Genomic DNA, 15,115 nt, shown 5'->3' on the forward strand with positions numbered 1-15,115 from the left:
TCAGCAGTGTTCAAGGCCGCGATTCGCGACCACACTGGACGCCATGCACGCCCAAGTCCTCGACGCCCCCAAAGCCGCCGCCGACCATCCCGAGCGGCAGTATCTGGCCCTGCTCGCCGACATCCTCGAGAACGGCGTCCAGCGCGGCGACCGTACGGGCACCGGCACGCTGGGCGTCTTCGGCCGTCAGATCCGGTTCGATCTGGCCAAGGGCTTCCCGGTCCTGACCACCAAGAAGCTGCACCTGCGCTCGATCTTCATCGAGCTGCTGTGGTTCCTGAAGGGCGACACCAACATCGCCTATCTCAAGGACAACGGCGTGCGCATCTGGGACGAGTGGGCCGACGAGAACGGCGACCTCGGCCCGGTCTACGGCAAGCAGTGGCGCTCGTGGGCCACGCCCAACGGCCAGTCGATCGACCAGATCGCCAACCTCGTCGAGAACCTGAAGACCAATCCCAATAGCCGCCGCCACATCGTCACGGCCTGGAACCCGGCCGATGTCGACGACATGGCCCTGCCGCCCTGCCACTGCCTGTTCCAGTTCTTCGTCGCGGATGGAAAGCTGTCCTGCCAGCTCTACCAGCGCAGCGCCGACGTGTTCCTGGGCGTGCCGTTCAACATCGCCAGCTACGCCCTGCTGACCTTGATGGTCGCCAAGGTCGTCGGCCTGGAGCCGGGCGAGTTCGTCCACACCTTCGGCGACGCCCACCTCTATCTGAATCACCTGGAACAGGCCCGCGAGCAGCTGACTCGCGAGCCGTTCGACTTTCCGACCCTGAAGATCGCCGACAAGCGCGACCTGTTCGCCTTCGCGTACGAGGACTTCACCCTGGAAGGCTACCAAGCCCACCCGCACATCAAGGCCGAGGTTTCGGTTTGATCCCCCTCGCCATCGTCGTCGCCCGCGCGGCCAACGGCGTGATTGGTCGCGACGGCGACCTGCCCTGGCGATTGAAGTCGGACCTGGCCCTGTTCAAGGCCAACACCCTGGGCAAGCCGATCATCATGGGCCGCAAGACCTGGGACAGCCTGCCCCGCAAACCCTTGCCCGGCCGCATGAACGTCGTGCTGTCGCGCGACGGATCGTTCGAGCCCGAGCAGGCGGTCGTCTGTGAGAGCTTCATGGAAGCCGTGCAGATGGCCCGTGAGCAGGCTGAAGACGACAGCGCGGCGGAGGTCTGCGTGATCGGCGGCCGCAGCCTGTTCGAGGCCGCCCTGCCCAAGGCCAAGCGCCTCTACTTGACCGACGTCGCCGCCGAGGTCGAGGGCGACGTCCATTTCCCCGACTTCGACGAAAGCGCGTGGACCGAAGTCCGCCGCGAGGAATACCCGGCCAGCGAAGGCGACGACCACGCCTTCGTGTTCCGGGTGCTGGAGCGGCGCTAGCAACGGAACCCTCGCCAGATTCAAACGGACGTTTATAGTCGTCGCCAGCGCTCATCAGAGGCGCATAGGGAGACGTCGATGGACATCCAGCTGGTCGCCGAAGGTCTGCAATTCCCCGAAGGTCCCGTGGCCATGGCCGATGGCTCGGTGATCCTCACCGAGATCCAGGGCCAATGCCTGACCCGTATCTGGCCGGACGGTCGCAAGGAGACGGTGGCGCGAACCGGCGGCGGTCCCAACGGCGCGGCGATCGGGCCGGACGGCGCCCTCTATGTCACCAACAACGGCGCCGCCTTCCAGTTCTTCGAGGCCAATGGGCTGAACATCCCCGGCCCTACCCCGCCGACCCACACGGGCGGCTCGATCCAGCGGATCGACATCGCGAGCGGCGCCATCACCACGCTCTACACCACGTGCGACGGCAAGGCGCTGGTCGGCCCCAACGATCTCGTGTTCGACAAGCAGGGCGGCTTCTGGTTCACCGATCACGGCTGCTCGACGCCGGACGGCCGCAAGTACGGGGCGCTGTACTACGCCCTCCCCGACGGCTCGAAGATCACACGCTGGCGCGACCACTTCGTCTCGCCCAACGGCGTGGGCCTCTCGCCCGACGAGAAGACGGTCTACATGGCCGACACCATGCTGGGCCGGCTTTGGTCGTTCGAGGTGACCGCGCCGGGCGTGCTGGCCGACGCGCACCCGTTGATGCCCGGGAACGTGGTCTGCAATCTGCCGGGCTACCAACTGCTGGACAGCCTGGCGGTCGAGGCCGGCGGCAAGGTCTGCGTGGCGACCATCATCAACGGCGGGATCACCGCCTTTGATCCCGACGGCTCGACCGAGCACTACGCCTTCCCGGACGTGATCGTGACCAACATCTGCTTCGGCGGAGCCGACATGCGCGACGCCTGGATCACGGCGTCGGGGACCGGCAAGCTCTACAAGGCCCGGTGGCCGCGTCCGGGCCTGAAGCTGAACTTCAACGCCTAGGCATCCAATCGGTGAACTGAAGTCACAAGTCCTGTGCCTGTCCACGACGTAGTTTCGCGTCATGGCGGGCCCATCTGTGGAACCGTCAAAGCAACGGAGCCCAGCGATGGACCTCAAACTGAACGACAAGACCGCGCTGGTGACCGGCTCGACCGCCGGCATCGGCCTGGAAATCGCCCGCACCCTGGCCGTCGAAGGCGCCAACGTGTTCGTGACCGGCCGCGCCCAGGACAAGCTGGACGAGGCCCTCGCCGGCATCCGCGCCTCGGGCGGCGCTAAGGTCGAAAGCGTGCTGGCCGATGCGGCCACGGCCGACGGCGCCGCCGCCATCCTCAAGGCCGTCCCCTCGGTCGACATTCTCGTGAACAATCTCGGCATCTACGAGATGAAGGCCTTCGCCGACATTCCAGACGAGGACTGGCTGCGCCTGTTCGAGGTCAACGTCATGAGCGGCGTGCGCCTGTCGCGCGGCTACTTCCCTGGAATGCTGGAACGCGACTGGGGCCGGGTGATCTTCATCTCGTCGGAGTCGGGTCTCGCGATCCCAGGCGAGATGGTCCACTACGGCATGACCAAGAGCGCCCAGCTGGCGGTCGCGCGCGGCATGGCCCAGCAGACCAAGGGCACCGGCGTCACGGTCAACTCCGTACTGCCGGGTCCGACCCGCGCGGCCGGCATCTTCGAGTTCCTGAAGAGCGTGTCGGCCAATCCGGACGGCACGGCCGCCGAGCACGAGGCCGAGTTCTTCGAGAAGCACCGCACCTCGTCGCTGCTGCAGCGGATGATCGAACCACAAGAGATCGCCAGCCTAGTGGCCTATGTCGCCAGCCCGCTGTCGGCCGCCACCAACGGCGCCTCACTGAAGGCCGAAGGCGGCCTCGTCACCACGATCGCCTAGATAAAAGCGGAGGGGGAGCGTCAGCCCTCGCTCCCCCGCCTACTCCCGCAGGAACGCGCCAGCGACCAGCAAGGCCATGGCCAGCAAAGCGAGTAAGCCGGACATATAGGGCAACCAAGTCATCGACGCCTCCCTCTCGTGAGCAAGGCGAGGATGGTCCGGGGCCGGCGCGAGGCACAGCCCCGGAACAGGGGGGGCGGCTATATGATGTCTAGTACAGCGTGCCCAGGGCGGCGCGTTCGAAATTCTGCAGCTCGTCGTTGCGGCCGTCGCGGATCTTCACCACCCACTCCGGATCCTGCAGCAGAGCGCGGCCGATGCCGACGAGGTCGAACTCGTCGCGTTCCAGACGCTCCAGCAGGCCGTCGATCGAGGCGGGCTGGCTGCCCTCCCCGCCGAACGCGGCGATGAACTCGCCCGACAAGCCCACCGAGCCGACCGTGATGGTCGGAGCGCCGGTCAGCTTCTTGGCCCAACCGGCGAAGTTCAGGTCGCTGCCCTCGAACTCGGGCTCCCAGAAGCGGCGTTGCGAGCAGTGGAAGATGTCGGCGCCGGCGTCGGCCAACGGCTGCAGCCAGGCTTCCAGCAGTTGCGGCGTCTCGGCGTTCTTGACCGCGTAATCCTGCTGCTTCCACTGCGACAGTCGGATGATGACCGGATAGTCGGGACCCACAGCCGCGCGGACGGCCTTCAAGATTTCGGCGGCGAACCGGCTGCGGTCGGCGATGGTCGCGCCACCGAACAGGTCGTCGCGAACATTGGTGCCGTTCCAGAAGAACTGATCGATCAGATAGCCGTGGGCGCCGTGCAGCTCAATGGCGTCGAAGCCCAGGCGCTTGGCGTCCGCGGCGGCCGTCGCGAACGCGGCGATCGTGTCGGCGACCTCGGTGTCGGTCATCGGTTCGGTGAACGGGCTGCCGCCCGCCTTGGACAGACCCGAGGGGCTGTCGACCTTGCCCAGCTGAGCGGGCCCCTTCGCCGCGCCCACGTGCCACAGCTGCGGCGCGATCAGGCCGCCGGCGGCGTGGACCTCGTCGACCACCTTCTTCCAGGCGGCCAGCTCGGCGTCGCCGTGGAAGCGCGGGACATTGGCGTCGTTCAACGAGGCGGGACGGGCCACGCCCGTGCCCTCGGTGATGATCAGGCCGACCAGCCCTTCCGCCCGGCGGCGGTAGTAGGCGGCGACGTCGTCGGTCGCCACGCCGCCCGGCGAGAACGACCGCGTCATCGGCGCCATCACCGTCCGGTTGGGCAGCTTCAGCGACTTGAATTCGAACGGCTTGAACAGGGCGTCGAGCGACATGGGGGATTCCGAAACAGGAGTTGTTGCGGGCGACTCAAACACACGTTTGGATCGCCGCGCCATGCAGAAAAACTGAGGCCCTAAAGCCCCAGCACCATCTTGGCCATGATGTTGCGCTGGATCTCGTTCGACCCGGCGTAGATCGAGGCCTTGCGGTAGTTGAAATAGGCCGGGGCGGCGGGGGCGGCGTAGTCCGGACCGGCGCGCAGCTCGTTGCTCTTGGACCAGGGGTCCTCGACGAATGGCGCGGCATAGGTCCCCACCGCTTCCAGCGTCAGTTCGGTGATCGCCTGCTGGTACTCCGAGCCGACGCATTTCAGCATCGACGAGGCCGGACCGATCGCCTTGCCGGCGGTGCGGCCGGAGAAGATCCGCAGCTCGGTGGCGTTCAGCGCCTCGACCTGGATCTCCAGATTGGTGATCTTGCTTCGGAAATCGGCGTCGTCGATCAGCCTTCCGCCGTCATCGGCGAGCTCCATCGCGGCGATGCGCTTGACCTTCTTGAGCATGTTCATCAGGCCCGGCGCGTAGGCGTTTCCACGCTCGAATTCCAGCAGGTACTTGGCGTAGGTCCAGCCCTTGTTTTCCTCGCCGATGCGGTTGGCGACCGGCACGCGGACATTGTCGAAGAAGACCTGATTGATCTCCTGTTCATTGGCCGGCGGGCCGTCCAGCGTCGGCAGCGGCTTGATCTGGATGCCGGGCGTGTCCATCCGCAGCAGCAGGAACGAGATGCCCTCCTGCGGCTTGCCCGCGTTCGAGGTCCGGACCAGGCAGAACATCCAGTCGGCCCACTGGGCGTGGGTGGTCCAGATCTTCGAGCCGTTCAGGACGTAGTCGTCGCCATCTCGCTCGGCCTTCATCTGCAGCGAGGCCAGGTCCGAGCCCGAACCCGGCTCCGAATAGCCCTGGCACCACCAGATGTCGGACTTCAGGATCGGCGGTAGGTGCTGGGCTTTCTGCTCAGGCGTGCCGAACGCCATGATCACCGGGGCGACCATCTTCAGGCCCATGGGCGAGGAGGTCGGCACGCCAGCCAGGCTCATCTCCATGTTGAAGATGTAGCGCTGCGAGGTCGTGAACCCCGCACCGCCCAGCTCGACCGGCCAGTCCGGCGCGGCCCAGCCGCGATCGGCCAGCTTCTTCTGCCAGGCCACCTGCCCGGCTTTGTCGAGATAGCCGTTCTTGGATTGGCTGAACTGCTTCCTCAGGCCGTCGTCATAGGCGGTCGCGATCCAGTCGCGGACCTCCTGCTGGAAGGCCAGGTCCTCGGGCGAGAAGGCCAGGTCCATGGTCGCCTACTCCACCGCGTCGAGATATTCGATCTCGGGACGACCGGCCATGAACGGCCCCATCGCCGCGCCGGCGGCCTTGAAGTAGTCGGTGCCGCCATGGTGCTTCAGCGCGTCCTCGGAGGCGTATAGCTCCAGAACCTTGTAGGTCCCGGCTTCGGTCTTGGACCGGGTCAGCTGGTAGACGAGACAGCCCGGCTCGTTGGCCTTGACCTTGTTCTGCAGGTCCAGGAACACCTTCTCGAAATCCGAAGCCTTGTCCGGCTGGACCTTCAGAACCGCGACGACGCCAATCATGCTTGCCTCCCAACATCTGTTTGAATGCAGGATGAAGGACGGGCGTGCGCGGAGCAAGGGGGACGTAGCGGTAAGGCGGAATCGCTAGGACGGAGAGCGAATTAAGACCGCTCGTTCCAGCCGTAAGCGACCCACGAATGGCCGCCGACATTGCGGGCTTCGATCAGGCTGGGATCGCCCGAGGGGGCCTTGGCGACCTTGCGGCCGCGGAAGGCGAAGGCGGCGAGGCCGAACAGCGCGCTGCCCAGGAAGCCCACGGCGACCACCGTGGCGGCGAACACCACCGCCAGAACCGCGCCGATCACCACCGCGACCGAGGTCGCCAGAGCACCGGCCATCCAGGCCAGGCTATGAAGGGGCGAAGCTGCGGCGCCTTGGCGGGTCATTTTGATCCTCTCGTCCACGCTCATGATCAACTCAAGTTGGTTCACAAGCGCTGAACCGCAACACAACACCCGCCGGGTCCGGATGAAAAGCCTTTTTCCGGTCTCTACGGAGCGACGGATCGCCCCAATCGACACACGCCCTCAACCCGCCGCGGCCAGGCCCAGTTCCCTGCGCTCCTGCATCACCGTCGTGAAGGCGGCGTTGATGGCGGCGGCCTTGGCTTCGGCCAGCGCGATGAAGTCGGCCGGCAACCCGCGCGCTCGAGCGCGATCCGGGTGAGCGTTGGACAGGGCCAGCTTCCAGGCCTTGCGCACCGTGGCGTCGTCGGCGTCGGCGGGCACCTCCAGGATGGCATAAGGATCGTCCTTTCCCACCCCAAGATGCGTGGCGCGAAGACGCCGGAACGACAGCGGGGACATGCCGAACAGGTTCGAGACCCGCTCCAGGTAGTCCAACTCGTCCTGGGTGACGACACCATCGGCCTTGGCGATGTGGAACAGGCCGTCGACCACGTCCTCCAGCAGCTGGGGGCAGGTGCTGTAACGCTTGGCCAGGCGCTTGGCATAGCTCTCGAAGCCGTGAGTCGTCTGGCGCGCCAGGTCATACAGGCGGTGGATGTTCTGTTCCGACGCCGGGTCAGGCTGGAACACCTCCGTGAAGGCCAGGAACTCGCCGCCGTCCGCGCGACCGTCGACCTTGGCCAGCTTGGCGCCCAGGGCGGTCACCGCGGTCGAGAACGCCGGGTCCTCGCCGGGCAGACCGCTCGGACATTCCGTGCAGTCGGCCAGGTCCAGGCGCCGGGCGGCGATGCTCGCGATGTTGCGCCAAAAAGTCATGAAGCGCCTCGAAACCAGCGACGGACGTTAGAAAATACGCGCGACGGGCCGATACGGATCACCCCGTCGGATCGCTTCTAGCACAATGAGAATGATCGTTCACATGACTTTAGTGCAATGCGGCAAAACGGCTATATCGTGCGACGAGGGAGCCGATTGGCGCTTCGCTCGTTATGGCGACGCTTGATCGAAAGCGCCACGCTACGGTCCCAATCGGGATCGAAATGCTCTAGTCAGACTCGACAATTGTAAAAAGGACCTCCGCCCGCATGGCGAACGCCCTCTTCCTCGCTCTCGCGCTCTTCGCCCAGGACGGCCAGGTCAGCCAGTCGCCCAATGCGCCGCCGACCGACGAGTACGGCTATGTCGCCTGGTGCTACGGCGCCCTGGGCGGCTACGCCAACCTCTACGACCGCGTGATGCCGGAGGTGACGCGGATCGAGAAGGCGTTCCCGGGTCCCGACGGCGTGGCCGCCTCGCTCAAGACCTATCCGGAAATGCGCGAGCAGGCCCAGAAGGACCTCAAGGTCTTCGCCTCGGCGATCACGGCGGCCGAAAAGGCCAGCCCGCGTCCGATCTCGGAATATGGCGGCGCCCAGGTCAAGCGCGGCCAGTCCGTCTGGCAAGGCGCCGACACGGTCGACAAGGCCCGCCTGGCCCAGATGTGGATGAGCTGGAGCCCGCCCGGCGACTGCGAGAAGCGCGCCAAGGCGCTGGAAACCCGCTCGACCATTCTGGGCAGGGCCCTGAACTACAACAACGCCGCCGCGGCCACCAAGGTCGAGCCCACGCCGGAAACGTCGAACCCCGCGTTCGACGCCACCCCGGCGAACTCCCCGCAACCCGCCGCGCCTCCGGTGCGGGAGCCCGCCCCGGTCGCCACGCCCGCGCCGAAGCCCTCGGTCGCCAAGCCAGCGCCGGCGAAGAAGGCCGAGACCAAGCCGGTCGCCGCCGCCAAGCCGCTGACCAAGGCTCCGGCCGCCAAGCTGCCGCCCATCGGCGGCAACGAGGTGATCGTCGATCCCTCCAATCCCGTCCCCTGCGCCGGCAGCCTCGTCCCCGCCAAGCGCGGCGGACGCGACGTGCTGATCTGCAAGGCGGACTGACGGCTACTAGAGCCTGTCCCGTTTAGATGAGACCACCTAAACGGGATAAGCAGGCTCTAGAATCAAATATTTAGAGCCCTTTTGAACGCTTTAGATGACTCCATCTAAAGCTAAAGGGCTCTAGGCCGGCAGCAGTCCGTTGCCGGCCAAGGCCTTGAACCAGGCATAGGACGCCTTCGGCGTTCGCACCCCCGTCGCCCGGTCCATGGCCACCAGCCCGAACTTCGAGGTATAGCCCAGGTCCCATTCGAAGTTGTCGATTAGGGTCCACTCGAAATAGCCGCGCACGTCGCAGCCGGCCTCGCGCGCCGCCAGCACCGCTTCCAGATGGCGGCGCAGGTAGGTGATGCGGAACTGGTCATCCAAGATCGCCGGGCCGCTGCCGAACGGGTCCGAGCAGCCGTTCTCCGTCACCATCATCCTCGGCGCGCCGTACTCACGACGCACGCGGTCCAGGGTCTCGAACAGGCCCGAGGGATCGATGTGACGGCCGAAGGCGTCCAGCTCCGCGCCCTTGGGCGGATTGGCCGGGGCGATCTTGCTGGGCGAGGACAGGTCCAGCCGCACATAGGCCGGGGCGTAGTAGTTCACCCCCAGGAAATCGACGGGCTGGCGAACCGTCTTCAGGTCGCCGTCCTGGATAACGCCCTTCAAGAGGTCGTCCATGTCCTTCGGATAGGTCCCCTTGAACAGGGGATCCAGCCACGCCTTGTTCCACAGCGCGTCGAGCCCGTCGGCGGCCAGGCGATTCCAGAACAATCCGCCCGCCGGCCGGCAGGGCTGCAGCGCCATGGTCGTGCCGATCTGAAGATCGCCGTGGGCGGCCCTCAGCGCCTGCATGGCCAGGCCTTGGCCTAGGTTCATGTGGTGGACGACCTTGCCCAGCAGGTTGATGTCCTTCAGCCCCGGGGCGTGCTCGCCCAGCACGTGACCGAAGACGGCGTGCACGGCCGCCTCGTTGAGAATGATGTAGTTCTTCAGCCGATCGCCCAGCCTGTCGACGACCGCGTGGGCGTAGTCGGCGAAGCGCAAGGCGGTGTCGCGATTGGCCCAGCCGCCCTTGTCTTGCAGGCCTTGAGGCAGATCCCAGTGGAACAGGGTCGCGTACGGCGCGATCCCCTTGGCCAGCAGGGCGTCGACCAGCTTTGAATAGTGGTCGAGACCGGCGGCGTTCATCGTCCCCTGCCCGGTCGGCAGCACGCGCGACCAACTGATCGAAAAGCGGTAGGCGGCAAGGCCCGCCCCGGCGATCAGGTCGACATCGTCCTGGAAGCGGCGGTAGCTGTCGGTGGCCACGGTGGCGTCGGACTTGTCCTTCACGCGGCCCGGGACCTTCTCGAACAGGTCCCAGACGCTGGGTCCGCGGCCATCCAAGGTCTGCGAACCCTCGGTCTGGAAGGCGGCCGTCGCCACGCCCCACACGAAGTCCTTGGGAAACTGCCGGCTCTTGGGTTTCAGATCGGTCTCGCGCCCAGCCTCGCAGCCCGACAGACCCATGGCCGCGCCGCCGAAGGCTAGCGCGCCGAGCGCTCGGCGGCTGACGCCTGACCGTTCCATCGTCCCCTCCTCTTATCGTTGGGACGGAGGATGCGGCCGGGTCGTCGGTTTGGCTAGTTCTCGTGGCGGAAGCTAGCGCACCCTGGCCGCCTCGCGCACGCCAGCGATGGCGTCGGCGGGCATCGGGCGGCCCAGCAGGAACCCCTGGAACTCGCTGCAGCCCAGCTTCACCAGGGCGTCGAACTGGCCTTGAGTCTCAACGCCTTCAGCGGTGGTCTTCAGGCCCAGGGATTTGGCCAGGCTGACGATCGCCGAGGCGACGGCCATGCTCTCGGCGTTGCCCGGCAGGCTGGAAACGAACGAGCGATCAATCTTCAACTTGTCGATCGGATGGCGACGCAGATAGCTCAAGCTGGCATAGCCGGTGCCGAAGTCGTCGAGGGCCAGACGGAAGCCCAGGCGCTTGAGACGACGCAAGGCCTCGTGGACGCCATCGCTGTCCTTCAGCAGGGCCGTCTCGGTGATCTCCAGCATGAAGACGTCGGCGCGGGCCCCGGTCTCGGCCAGGGTGGCGACCATCTCGTCGACGAAGCCGGGGCTGGAGAGCTGGATGGCCGAGACATTGACCGACACCTCCAGGCCCGACCAGCGCAGACTGTCGTAGCAGGCGCGGCGGAACACCGCCGCCCCGACTAGGCCGATCAGGCCGCAGGACTCGGCCAGGGGAATGAAGATGGCCGGCGAGATCTCGCCGCGCTCGGGATGGGTCCAGCGGGCCAGGGCCTCGACGCCGATCATCGCGCCGCGCACATCGGTCAGCGGCTGATAGGCGACGTTGAGGGCGTCACTCTCCAACGCCGCGCGCAGGTCGCGTTCCAGACCCTTCCGCAGGCGCAGGGCCGCGTCCATCTCGGGCTCGAAGAAGGCGAAGCGACCGCGGCCAGCCTCCTTGGCGCGGTAGAGGGCGACGTCGGCTTGGCGCAGCAGCTCGGCCTGGCCCTGCTCGGCGTCGGAAACCACGGCCACGCCCACCGAACAGGACAGCTCGGCGCGGCCGATCGAGAGATCGATTTCGCCGGACAGGCCCTCGACCACGCGCTGGGCCATGGTGGCCGCCCCCGAGGGGGTGGTGTCAGGCAGGATGATGGCGAACTCGTCGCCGCCCAGGCGGCAGATGGTGTCGGTCTCGCGACAGATCCGCACCAGCCGGCGGGCGACCTCGCGGATCAGTTGGTCACCGGCGTCGTGGCCGTAGCTGTCATTGACCTCCTTGAACCGGTCGAGGTCGATGCACAGCACGCCCAGATGGCCCGGCTTGCGGCGCAGTAGGGCGTGGGCGTGGATGAGGCGGTCGGTGAACAGGGTGCGGTTGGCCAAGCCCGTCAGCGGATCGTGCAGCGCCAGGTGCTTGGCCTCGGCCTCGCTCAGCAGCAGCTTCTTGGCCGCGCGGCGGGTGACGCGGAACAGTAGGAACGAGCCGGCCGCCGCGGCCAGCACGGCCAGGGCCAGCATCGGCGAGGCGGACTTCAGCAACTCCTCGCCCGGCCGGCGGGGGGTCCACCGCAGGAAGACTCGGCGCCCGTCGGCGGCCTTGCCCAGCATCGCTTGGCCGGCTTCCGTGCGAACGGCGTCCGGCTTGACCACCTCGATATGGGCGTCGTGCAGCAGGAAGCGTTCGGAAAAGGTCTTGATGACGCTGTTGGCCACCGGGATGCCGGTCACCAGCAGCGGGGCGCGGGGGCCGCGGGTCTTCGCCTTCAAGTCCGGGCGGATCAGCGAGACGGTGATCAGCACGGGCTCGTCGCCGATCAGCTCGACGCGGCTCGTATGAACGGCGCGAAGCTCGGCGACCTTCTTTGGGTTGACCTCGATCTTCCGGATGGCGTCGACCAGGCGGCCGGTCGGGGCGGCGTATCGGGCATAGGCCTCTAGCGCCACGTCCTTGCCGTTGACGTGGCCGTAGATCGGCTTGCCGTCGGCATCGAGAACGAAGACGACCTTGTATCCAAGGGCTCCGCCCAACGAGGCGCCGATGTTCTGGCTGGCCCATGCCGGGTCGTACCGGTTGTCCAGCTTGATGATCGCCTCGTCCCAGATGACGTAGGGATTGAGGGCGGTCTGGACCTCCTTGCCGCGTTGGCGCAGGCCGTTGCCGACCAGGGTCTGCTCGTATTGGCGCTCACGTAGGTCGGCATGGCGGGTGGCGACGGTCAGGGCGACACCGGCGAGCAGGATCATCCCCGCCGCCATGCCGGCGATCAGGCCAAAGATCTTGAGCTCGATGTTCCTACGATCCATCCCACTCCCCGGAGATGGCTCATCCTTCATGGGAACGGTTGCGGAAATCCTTACCGCAACCGCCCCGTGGACGATTTACCGCACGTCGTTACGCGATTTGGGTTTCGCTCCCCCGCTAGTGGGAGGATCCCTCAAGCCGCCGCGTCGCGCGCCCTGGCGGCTGGGTCGTAGTTGAGGATCGGCGAGAGCCAGCGCTCGGCCGTGGCTAGGTCCCAGCCCTTGCGGCGGGCATAGTCCTCGACCTGGTCGGCGTCGACCTTGCCTACCCCGAAATAGTGCGCCTTCGGGTGGCTGAAATAGAGGCCCGAAACGGCCGCGCCCGGGGTCATGGCGTAGCTCTCGGTCAGCTTCAGACCGGTGGCGGCTTCGGCGTCCAGCAGCTTGAACAGCGTGCCCTTCTCGGTGTGGTCGGGCTGGGCCGGATAGCCGGGGGCCGGGCGGATGCCCTGGTACTTCTCGGCGATCATCACGTCGGCGTCGGCCGCCTCGTCGGGGGCGTAACCCCAGAGTTCGACGCGGGCCTTGTAGTGCAGCCACTCGGCGAAGGCTTCGGCCAGGCGGTCGGCCAGGGCCGAGGCCATGATGGCGCTGTAGTCGTCGCCGGCGTCCTTGAACGCCTTGACGATCTCGTCCTCGCCGTGGCCGGCCGTGACCGCGAAGCCGCCGACATAGTCTCCGCCCTGCCCGATCGGCGCGACGAAATCGGCGAGCGCCACGTTGGTTTTTCCGGCGCCCTTGTCCATCTGCTGGCGCAGGGTGTGCAGGCGCGACAGCTCGGCGGTGCGGGTGTCGTCCGTATAGAGAACGATGTCGTCGCCCTGGGCCTGGGCCGGCCAGAAGCCAATCACGCCCTTGGCCCCGAACCACTTCTCGGCGACCACCTTGTCGAGCATCTCGCGGGCTTCGCGATAGAGCTCGGTGGCGGCTTCGCCGACCACGTCGTCCTCCAGGATCTGCGGGAAGCGGCCGATCAGCTCCCAGCTGGCGAAGAACGGCGACCAGTCGATGAACGGGACCAGGTCTTCCAGGCTGGGCTCGAAGGTGCGCGCGCCGATGAAGGCCGGCTTGGGCGGAACATAGCCGTCCCAATCGATGGCGAACTTCTTCTGGCGGGCCTCGGCGATGCTGGTGCGCGCCTTGGCCGTCTGGCCCCGGGCGTACTGCTCCCGGATGCGGACGTATTCGGCGCGCGTCTCGGCCTGCAGGCGGTCGCGCTCGCTGGCCGACAGCAGGCCCGAGACCACGCCCACCGCCCGGCTGGCGTCCAGCACATAGGTGGTCGAACCCTTGTGATAGGCCGGCTCGATCTTGACCGCGGTGTGGGTGCGGCTGGTGGTGGCGCCGCCGATCAGCAGCGGGATGGTGAAGCCCTGGCGCTCCATCTCGGCGGCCACGAACACCATCTCGTCCAGCGACGGCGTGATCAGGCCCGACAGGCCGATCATGTCGACGTTGTGCTTCTTGGCCTCGTCGAGGATGCGGTCGGCCGGGACCATGACGCCCAGGTCGATGACCTCGTAGTTGTTACACTGCAGCACGACGCCGACGATGTTCTTGCCAATGTCGTGGACGTCGCCCTTGACCGTGGCCATCAGGATGCGGCCGGCCTGCTCGCGCGGCTTGCCAGCCTTTTCGGCCTCCATGAACGGCTCCAGCCAGGCCACGGCCTGCTTCATGACGCGGGCCGATTTCACGACCTGCGGCAGGAACATCTTGCCCGAGCCGAACAGGTCGCCGACCACGTTCATGCCATCCATCAGGTGCCCTTCGATCACGTGCAGTGGTCGCTCGACCAACAGGCGCGCCTCTTCGGTGTCCTGGTTGATGAACTCGGTGATTCCGTGGACCAGGGCGTGGGTGATGCGCTCGTTCACCGTGCCCTTGCGCCATTCCAGGTTGGCGGTCTGGACCTGACCCTTCTCGCCCTTATAGCGCGGGGCCATGTCGACCAGGCGCTCGGTGTTGGAGACGTTGGTCCGCTGCGGGCGGTTGAGGATCACGTCCTCGACGGCCTCGCGCAGTTCGGGGTCCAGGGCGTCATAGACCGGCAGGTCGCCGGCATTGACGATGCCCATGTCCATGCCGGCGTTGATGGCGTGGTACAGGAACACCGAGTGGATCGCCCGGCGCACCGGCTCGTTGCCGCGGAAGCTGAACGAGACGTTCGACACCCCACCAGAAATGCGGGCGTAGGGGCAGCGCTTCTTGATCTCGCGCGTGCCCTCGATGAAGTCGACCGCGTAGTTGTCGTGCTCCTCGATCCCGGTCGCCACCGCGAAGATGTTGGGGTCGAAGATGATGTCTTCCGGCGGGAAGCCGACCCTGTCGACCAGGATATTGTAGGCCTTCTCGCAGATCTCGATCTTGCGGGCGGCGGTGTCGGCCTGGCCGACCTCGTCGAAGGCCATGACCACCACGGCCGCGCCGTAGCGCAGGCATAGCTTCGCCTGCTCGATGAACTTCTCTTCGCCCTCCTTCATGGAGATCGAATTGACGATGGCCTTGCCCTGCACGCACTTCAGCCCAGCCTCGATCACCTCCCACTTGGAGCTGTCGATCATCACCGGCACCCGGGCGATGTCAGGCTCGGCGGCCATCAGGTTCAGGTAGGTGATCATCGCCTGCTTGGAGTCGAGCAGGCCCTCGTCCATGTTGACGTCGATGACCTGAGCGCCAGCCTCGACCTGCTGGCGCGCGACCGACAGCGCCTCGGGGTAGTTCCCCTCGACGATCAGCTTCTTGAACTTGGCCGAGCCGGTGACGTTGGTGCGCTCACCGATATTGACGAAGACGGGTCTCATTAGACGATCTCACGCCCTCCC

13 protein-coding genes are annotated in these 15,115 nt (G+C 66.5%); 5 read left to right on the top strand and 8 right to left on the bottom strand.

What is annotated here, in order from left to right; all coding sequences use genetic code 11:
* The first annotated feature begins 43 nt into the window (after positions 1-43).
* The 4 genes from ACW175_RS17040 (at position 44) to ACW175_RS17055 (ending at position 3,277) form a co-directional block, all read left to right on the top strand.
* Complete coding sequence (locus ACW175_RS17040; protein WP_492101196.1) at positions 44-883, top strand: thymidylate synthase; 840 nt, start codon at positions 44-46, stop codon at positions 881-883.
* The gene (locus ACW175_RS17045) at positions 880-1,389 is read left to right on the top strand and encodes a dihydrofolate reductase (RefSeq protein ID WP_492101197.1); all 510 of its coding nucleotides are present in this window, start codon (positions 880-882) and stop codon (positions 1,387-1,389) included. Before ACW175_RS17040 ends, ACW175_RS17045 begins: the two co-directional genes overlap by 4 nt.
* A 78-nt stretch (positions 1,390-1,467) precedes the next feature.
* Positions 1,468-2,379, top strand: coding sequence for an SMP-30/gluconolactonase/LRE family protein (locus ACW175_RS17050; RefSeq protein ID WP_492101198.1), 912 nt, complete (start codon positions 1,468-1,470; stop codon positions 2,377-2,379).
* 106 nt (positions 2,380-2,485) lie between these two features.
* On the top strand, positions 2,486-3,277 hold the full coding sequence (locus ACW175_RS17055; RefSeq protein WP_492101199.1) for an SDR family NAD(P)-dependent oxidoreductase: 792 nt from the start codon (positions 2,486-2,488) through the stop codon (positions 3,275-3,277).
* A 211-nt stretch (positions 3,278-3,488) separates the two neighbouring features.
* Here the strand turns inward: ACW175_RS17055 and ACW175_RS17060 are convergent, their stop codons facing one another.
* The 5 genes from ACW175_RS17060 to ACW175_RS17080 all read right to left on the bottom strand — a co-directional run bounded on the left by ACW175_RS17060 (position 3,489) and on the right by ACW175_RS17080 (position 7,392).
* Complete coding sequence (locus ACW175_RS17060) at positions 3,489-4,580, bottom strand: NADH:flavin oxidoreductase (protein ID WP_492101200.1); 1,092 nt, start codon at positions 4,578-4,580, stop codon at positions 3,489-3,491.
* A gap of 80 nt (positions 4,581-4,660) precedes the next feature.
* Complete coding sequence (locus tag ACW175_RS17065) at positions 4,661-5,872, bottom strand: acyl-CoA dehydrogenase family protein (RefSeq protein ID WP_492101201.1); 1,212 nt, start codon at positions 5,870-5,872, stop codon at positions 4,661-4,663.
* A 6-nt stretch (positions 5,873-5,878) separates the two neighbouring features.
* Positions 5,879-6,169: a putative quinol monooxygenase gene (locus ACW175_RS17070; RefSeq protein ID WP_492101202.1), complete on the bottom strand. Its 291-nt coding sequence runs from the start codon at positions 6,167-6,169 to the stop codon at positions 5,879-5,881.
* Between the two features lie 101 nt (positions 6,170-6,270).
* Entirely contained in the window at positions 6,271-6,585 is a 315-nt protein-coding gene (locus ACW175_RS17075; protein ID WP_492101203.1) for a hypothetical protein, read from the bottom strand.
* A gap of 111 nt (positions 6,586-6,696) precedes the next feature.
* On the bottom strand, positions 6,697-7,392 hold the full coding sequence (locus tag ACW175_RS17080; protein ID WP_492101204.1) for a TerB family tellurite resistance protein: 696 nt from the start codon (positions 7,390-7,392) through the stop codon (positions 6,697-6,699).
* 269 nt (positions 7,393-7,661) lie between these two features.
* On the opposite strand from ACW175_RS17080, the gene ACW175_RS17085 reads away from it, so the two are divergent.
* A complete protein-coding gene (locus ACW175_RS17085) occupies positions 7,662-8,498 on the top strand; it encodes a hypothetical protein (protein WP_492101205.1) in 837 nt (278 codons plus the stop codon).
* 120 nt (positions 8,499-8,618) lie between these two features.
* On the opposite strand, the gene ACW175_RS17090 is transcribed toward ACW175_RS17085, so the two are convergent.
* From ACW175_RS17090 to metH, 3 genes are all read right to left on the bottom strand, one after another.
* On the bottom strand, positions 8,619-10,055 hold the full coding sequence (locus ACW175_RS17090) for a GH1 family beta-glucosidase (protein ID WP_492101206.1): 1,437 nt from the start codon (positions 10,053-10,055) through the stop codon (positions 8,619-8,621).
* Between the two features lie 72 nt (positions 10,056-10,127).
* Entirely contained in the window at positions 10,128-12,293 is a 2,166-nt protein-coding gene (locus ACW175_RS17095; protein WP_492101207.1) for a putative bifunctional diguanylate cyclase/phosphodiesterase, read from the bottom strand.
* A 131-nt stretch (positions 12,294-12,424) separates the two neighbouring features.
* Positions 12,425-15,094 (bottom strand): methionine synthase, encoded by a 2,670-nt coding sequence (gene metH / locus ACW175_RS17100; protein ID WP_492101208.1) that lies wholly within the window; start codon positions 15,092-15,094, stop codon positions 12,425-12,427.
* Between the last annotated feature and the right edge of the window lie 21 nt (positions 15,095-15,115).

It is taken from the genome of Caulobacter sp. FV1ye6ST (assembly GCF_058681225.1).

Excerpts from the sequence above, each read along its gene's own strand:
- ACW175_RS17050 (WP_492101198.1), top strand. The coding sequence starts at position 1,468 with ATGGACATCCAGCTGGTCGCCGAAGGTCTGCAATTCCCCGAAGGTCCC.
- ACW175_RS17080 (WP_492101204.1), bottom strand. The coding sequence starts at position 7,392 with ATGACTTTTTGGCGCAACATCGCGAGCATCGCCGCCCGGCGCCTGGAC.
- ACW175_RS17070 (WP_492101202.1), bottom strand. The coding sequence starts at position 6,169 with ATGATTGGCGTCGTCGCGGTTCTGAAGGTCCAGCCGGACAAGGCTTCG.
- ACW175_RS17040 (WP_492101196.1), top strand. The coding sequence starts at position 44 with ATGCACGCCCAAGTCCTCGACGCCCCCAAAGCCGCCGCCGACCATCCC.
- ACW175_RS17065 (WP_492101201.1), bottom strand. The coding sequence starts at position 5,872 with ATGGACCTGGCCTTCTCGCCCGAGGACCTGGCCTTCCAGCAGGAGGTC.
- metH (WP_492101208.1), bottom strand. The coding sequence starts at position 15,094 with ATGAGACCCGTCTTCGTCAATATCGGTGAGCGCACCAACGTCACCGGC.
- ACW175_RS17090 (WP_492101206.1), bottom strand. The coding sequence starts at position 10,055 with ATGGAACGGTCAGGCGTCAGCCGCCGAGCGCTCGGCGCGCTAGCCTTC.
- ACW175_RS17085 (WP_492101205.1), top strand. The coding sequence starts at position 7,662 with ATGGCGAACGCCCTCTTCCTCGCTCTCGCGCTCTTCGCCCAGGACGGC.
- ACW175_RS17055 (WP_492101199.1), top strand. The coding sequence starts at position 2,486 with ATGGACCTCAAACTGAACGACAAGACCGCGCTGGTGACCGGCTCGACC.
- ACW175_RS17095 (WP_492101207.1), bottom strand. The coding sequence starts at position 12,293 with ATGGATCGTAGGAACATCGAGCTCAAGATCTTTGGCCTGATCGCCGGC.
- ACW175_RS17060 (WP_492101200.1), bottom strand. The coding sequence starts at position 4,580 with ATGTCGCTCGACGCCCTGTTCAAGCCGTTCGAATTCAAGTCGCTGAAG.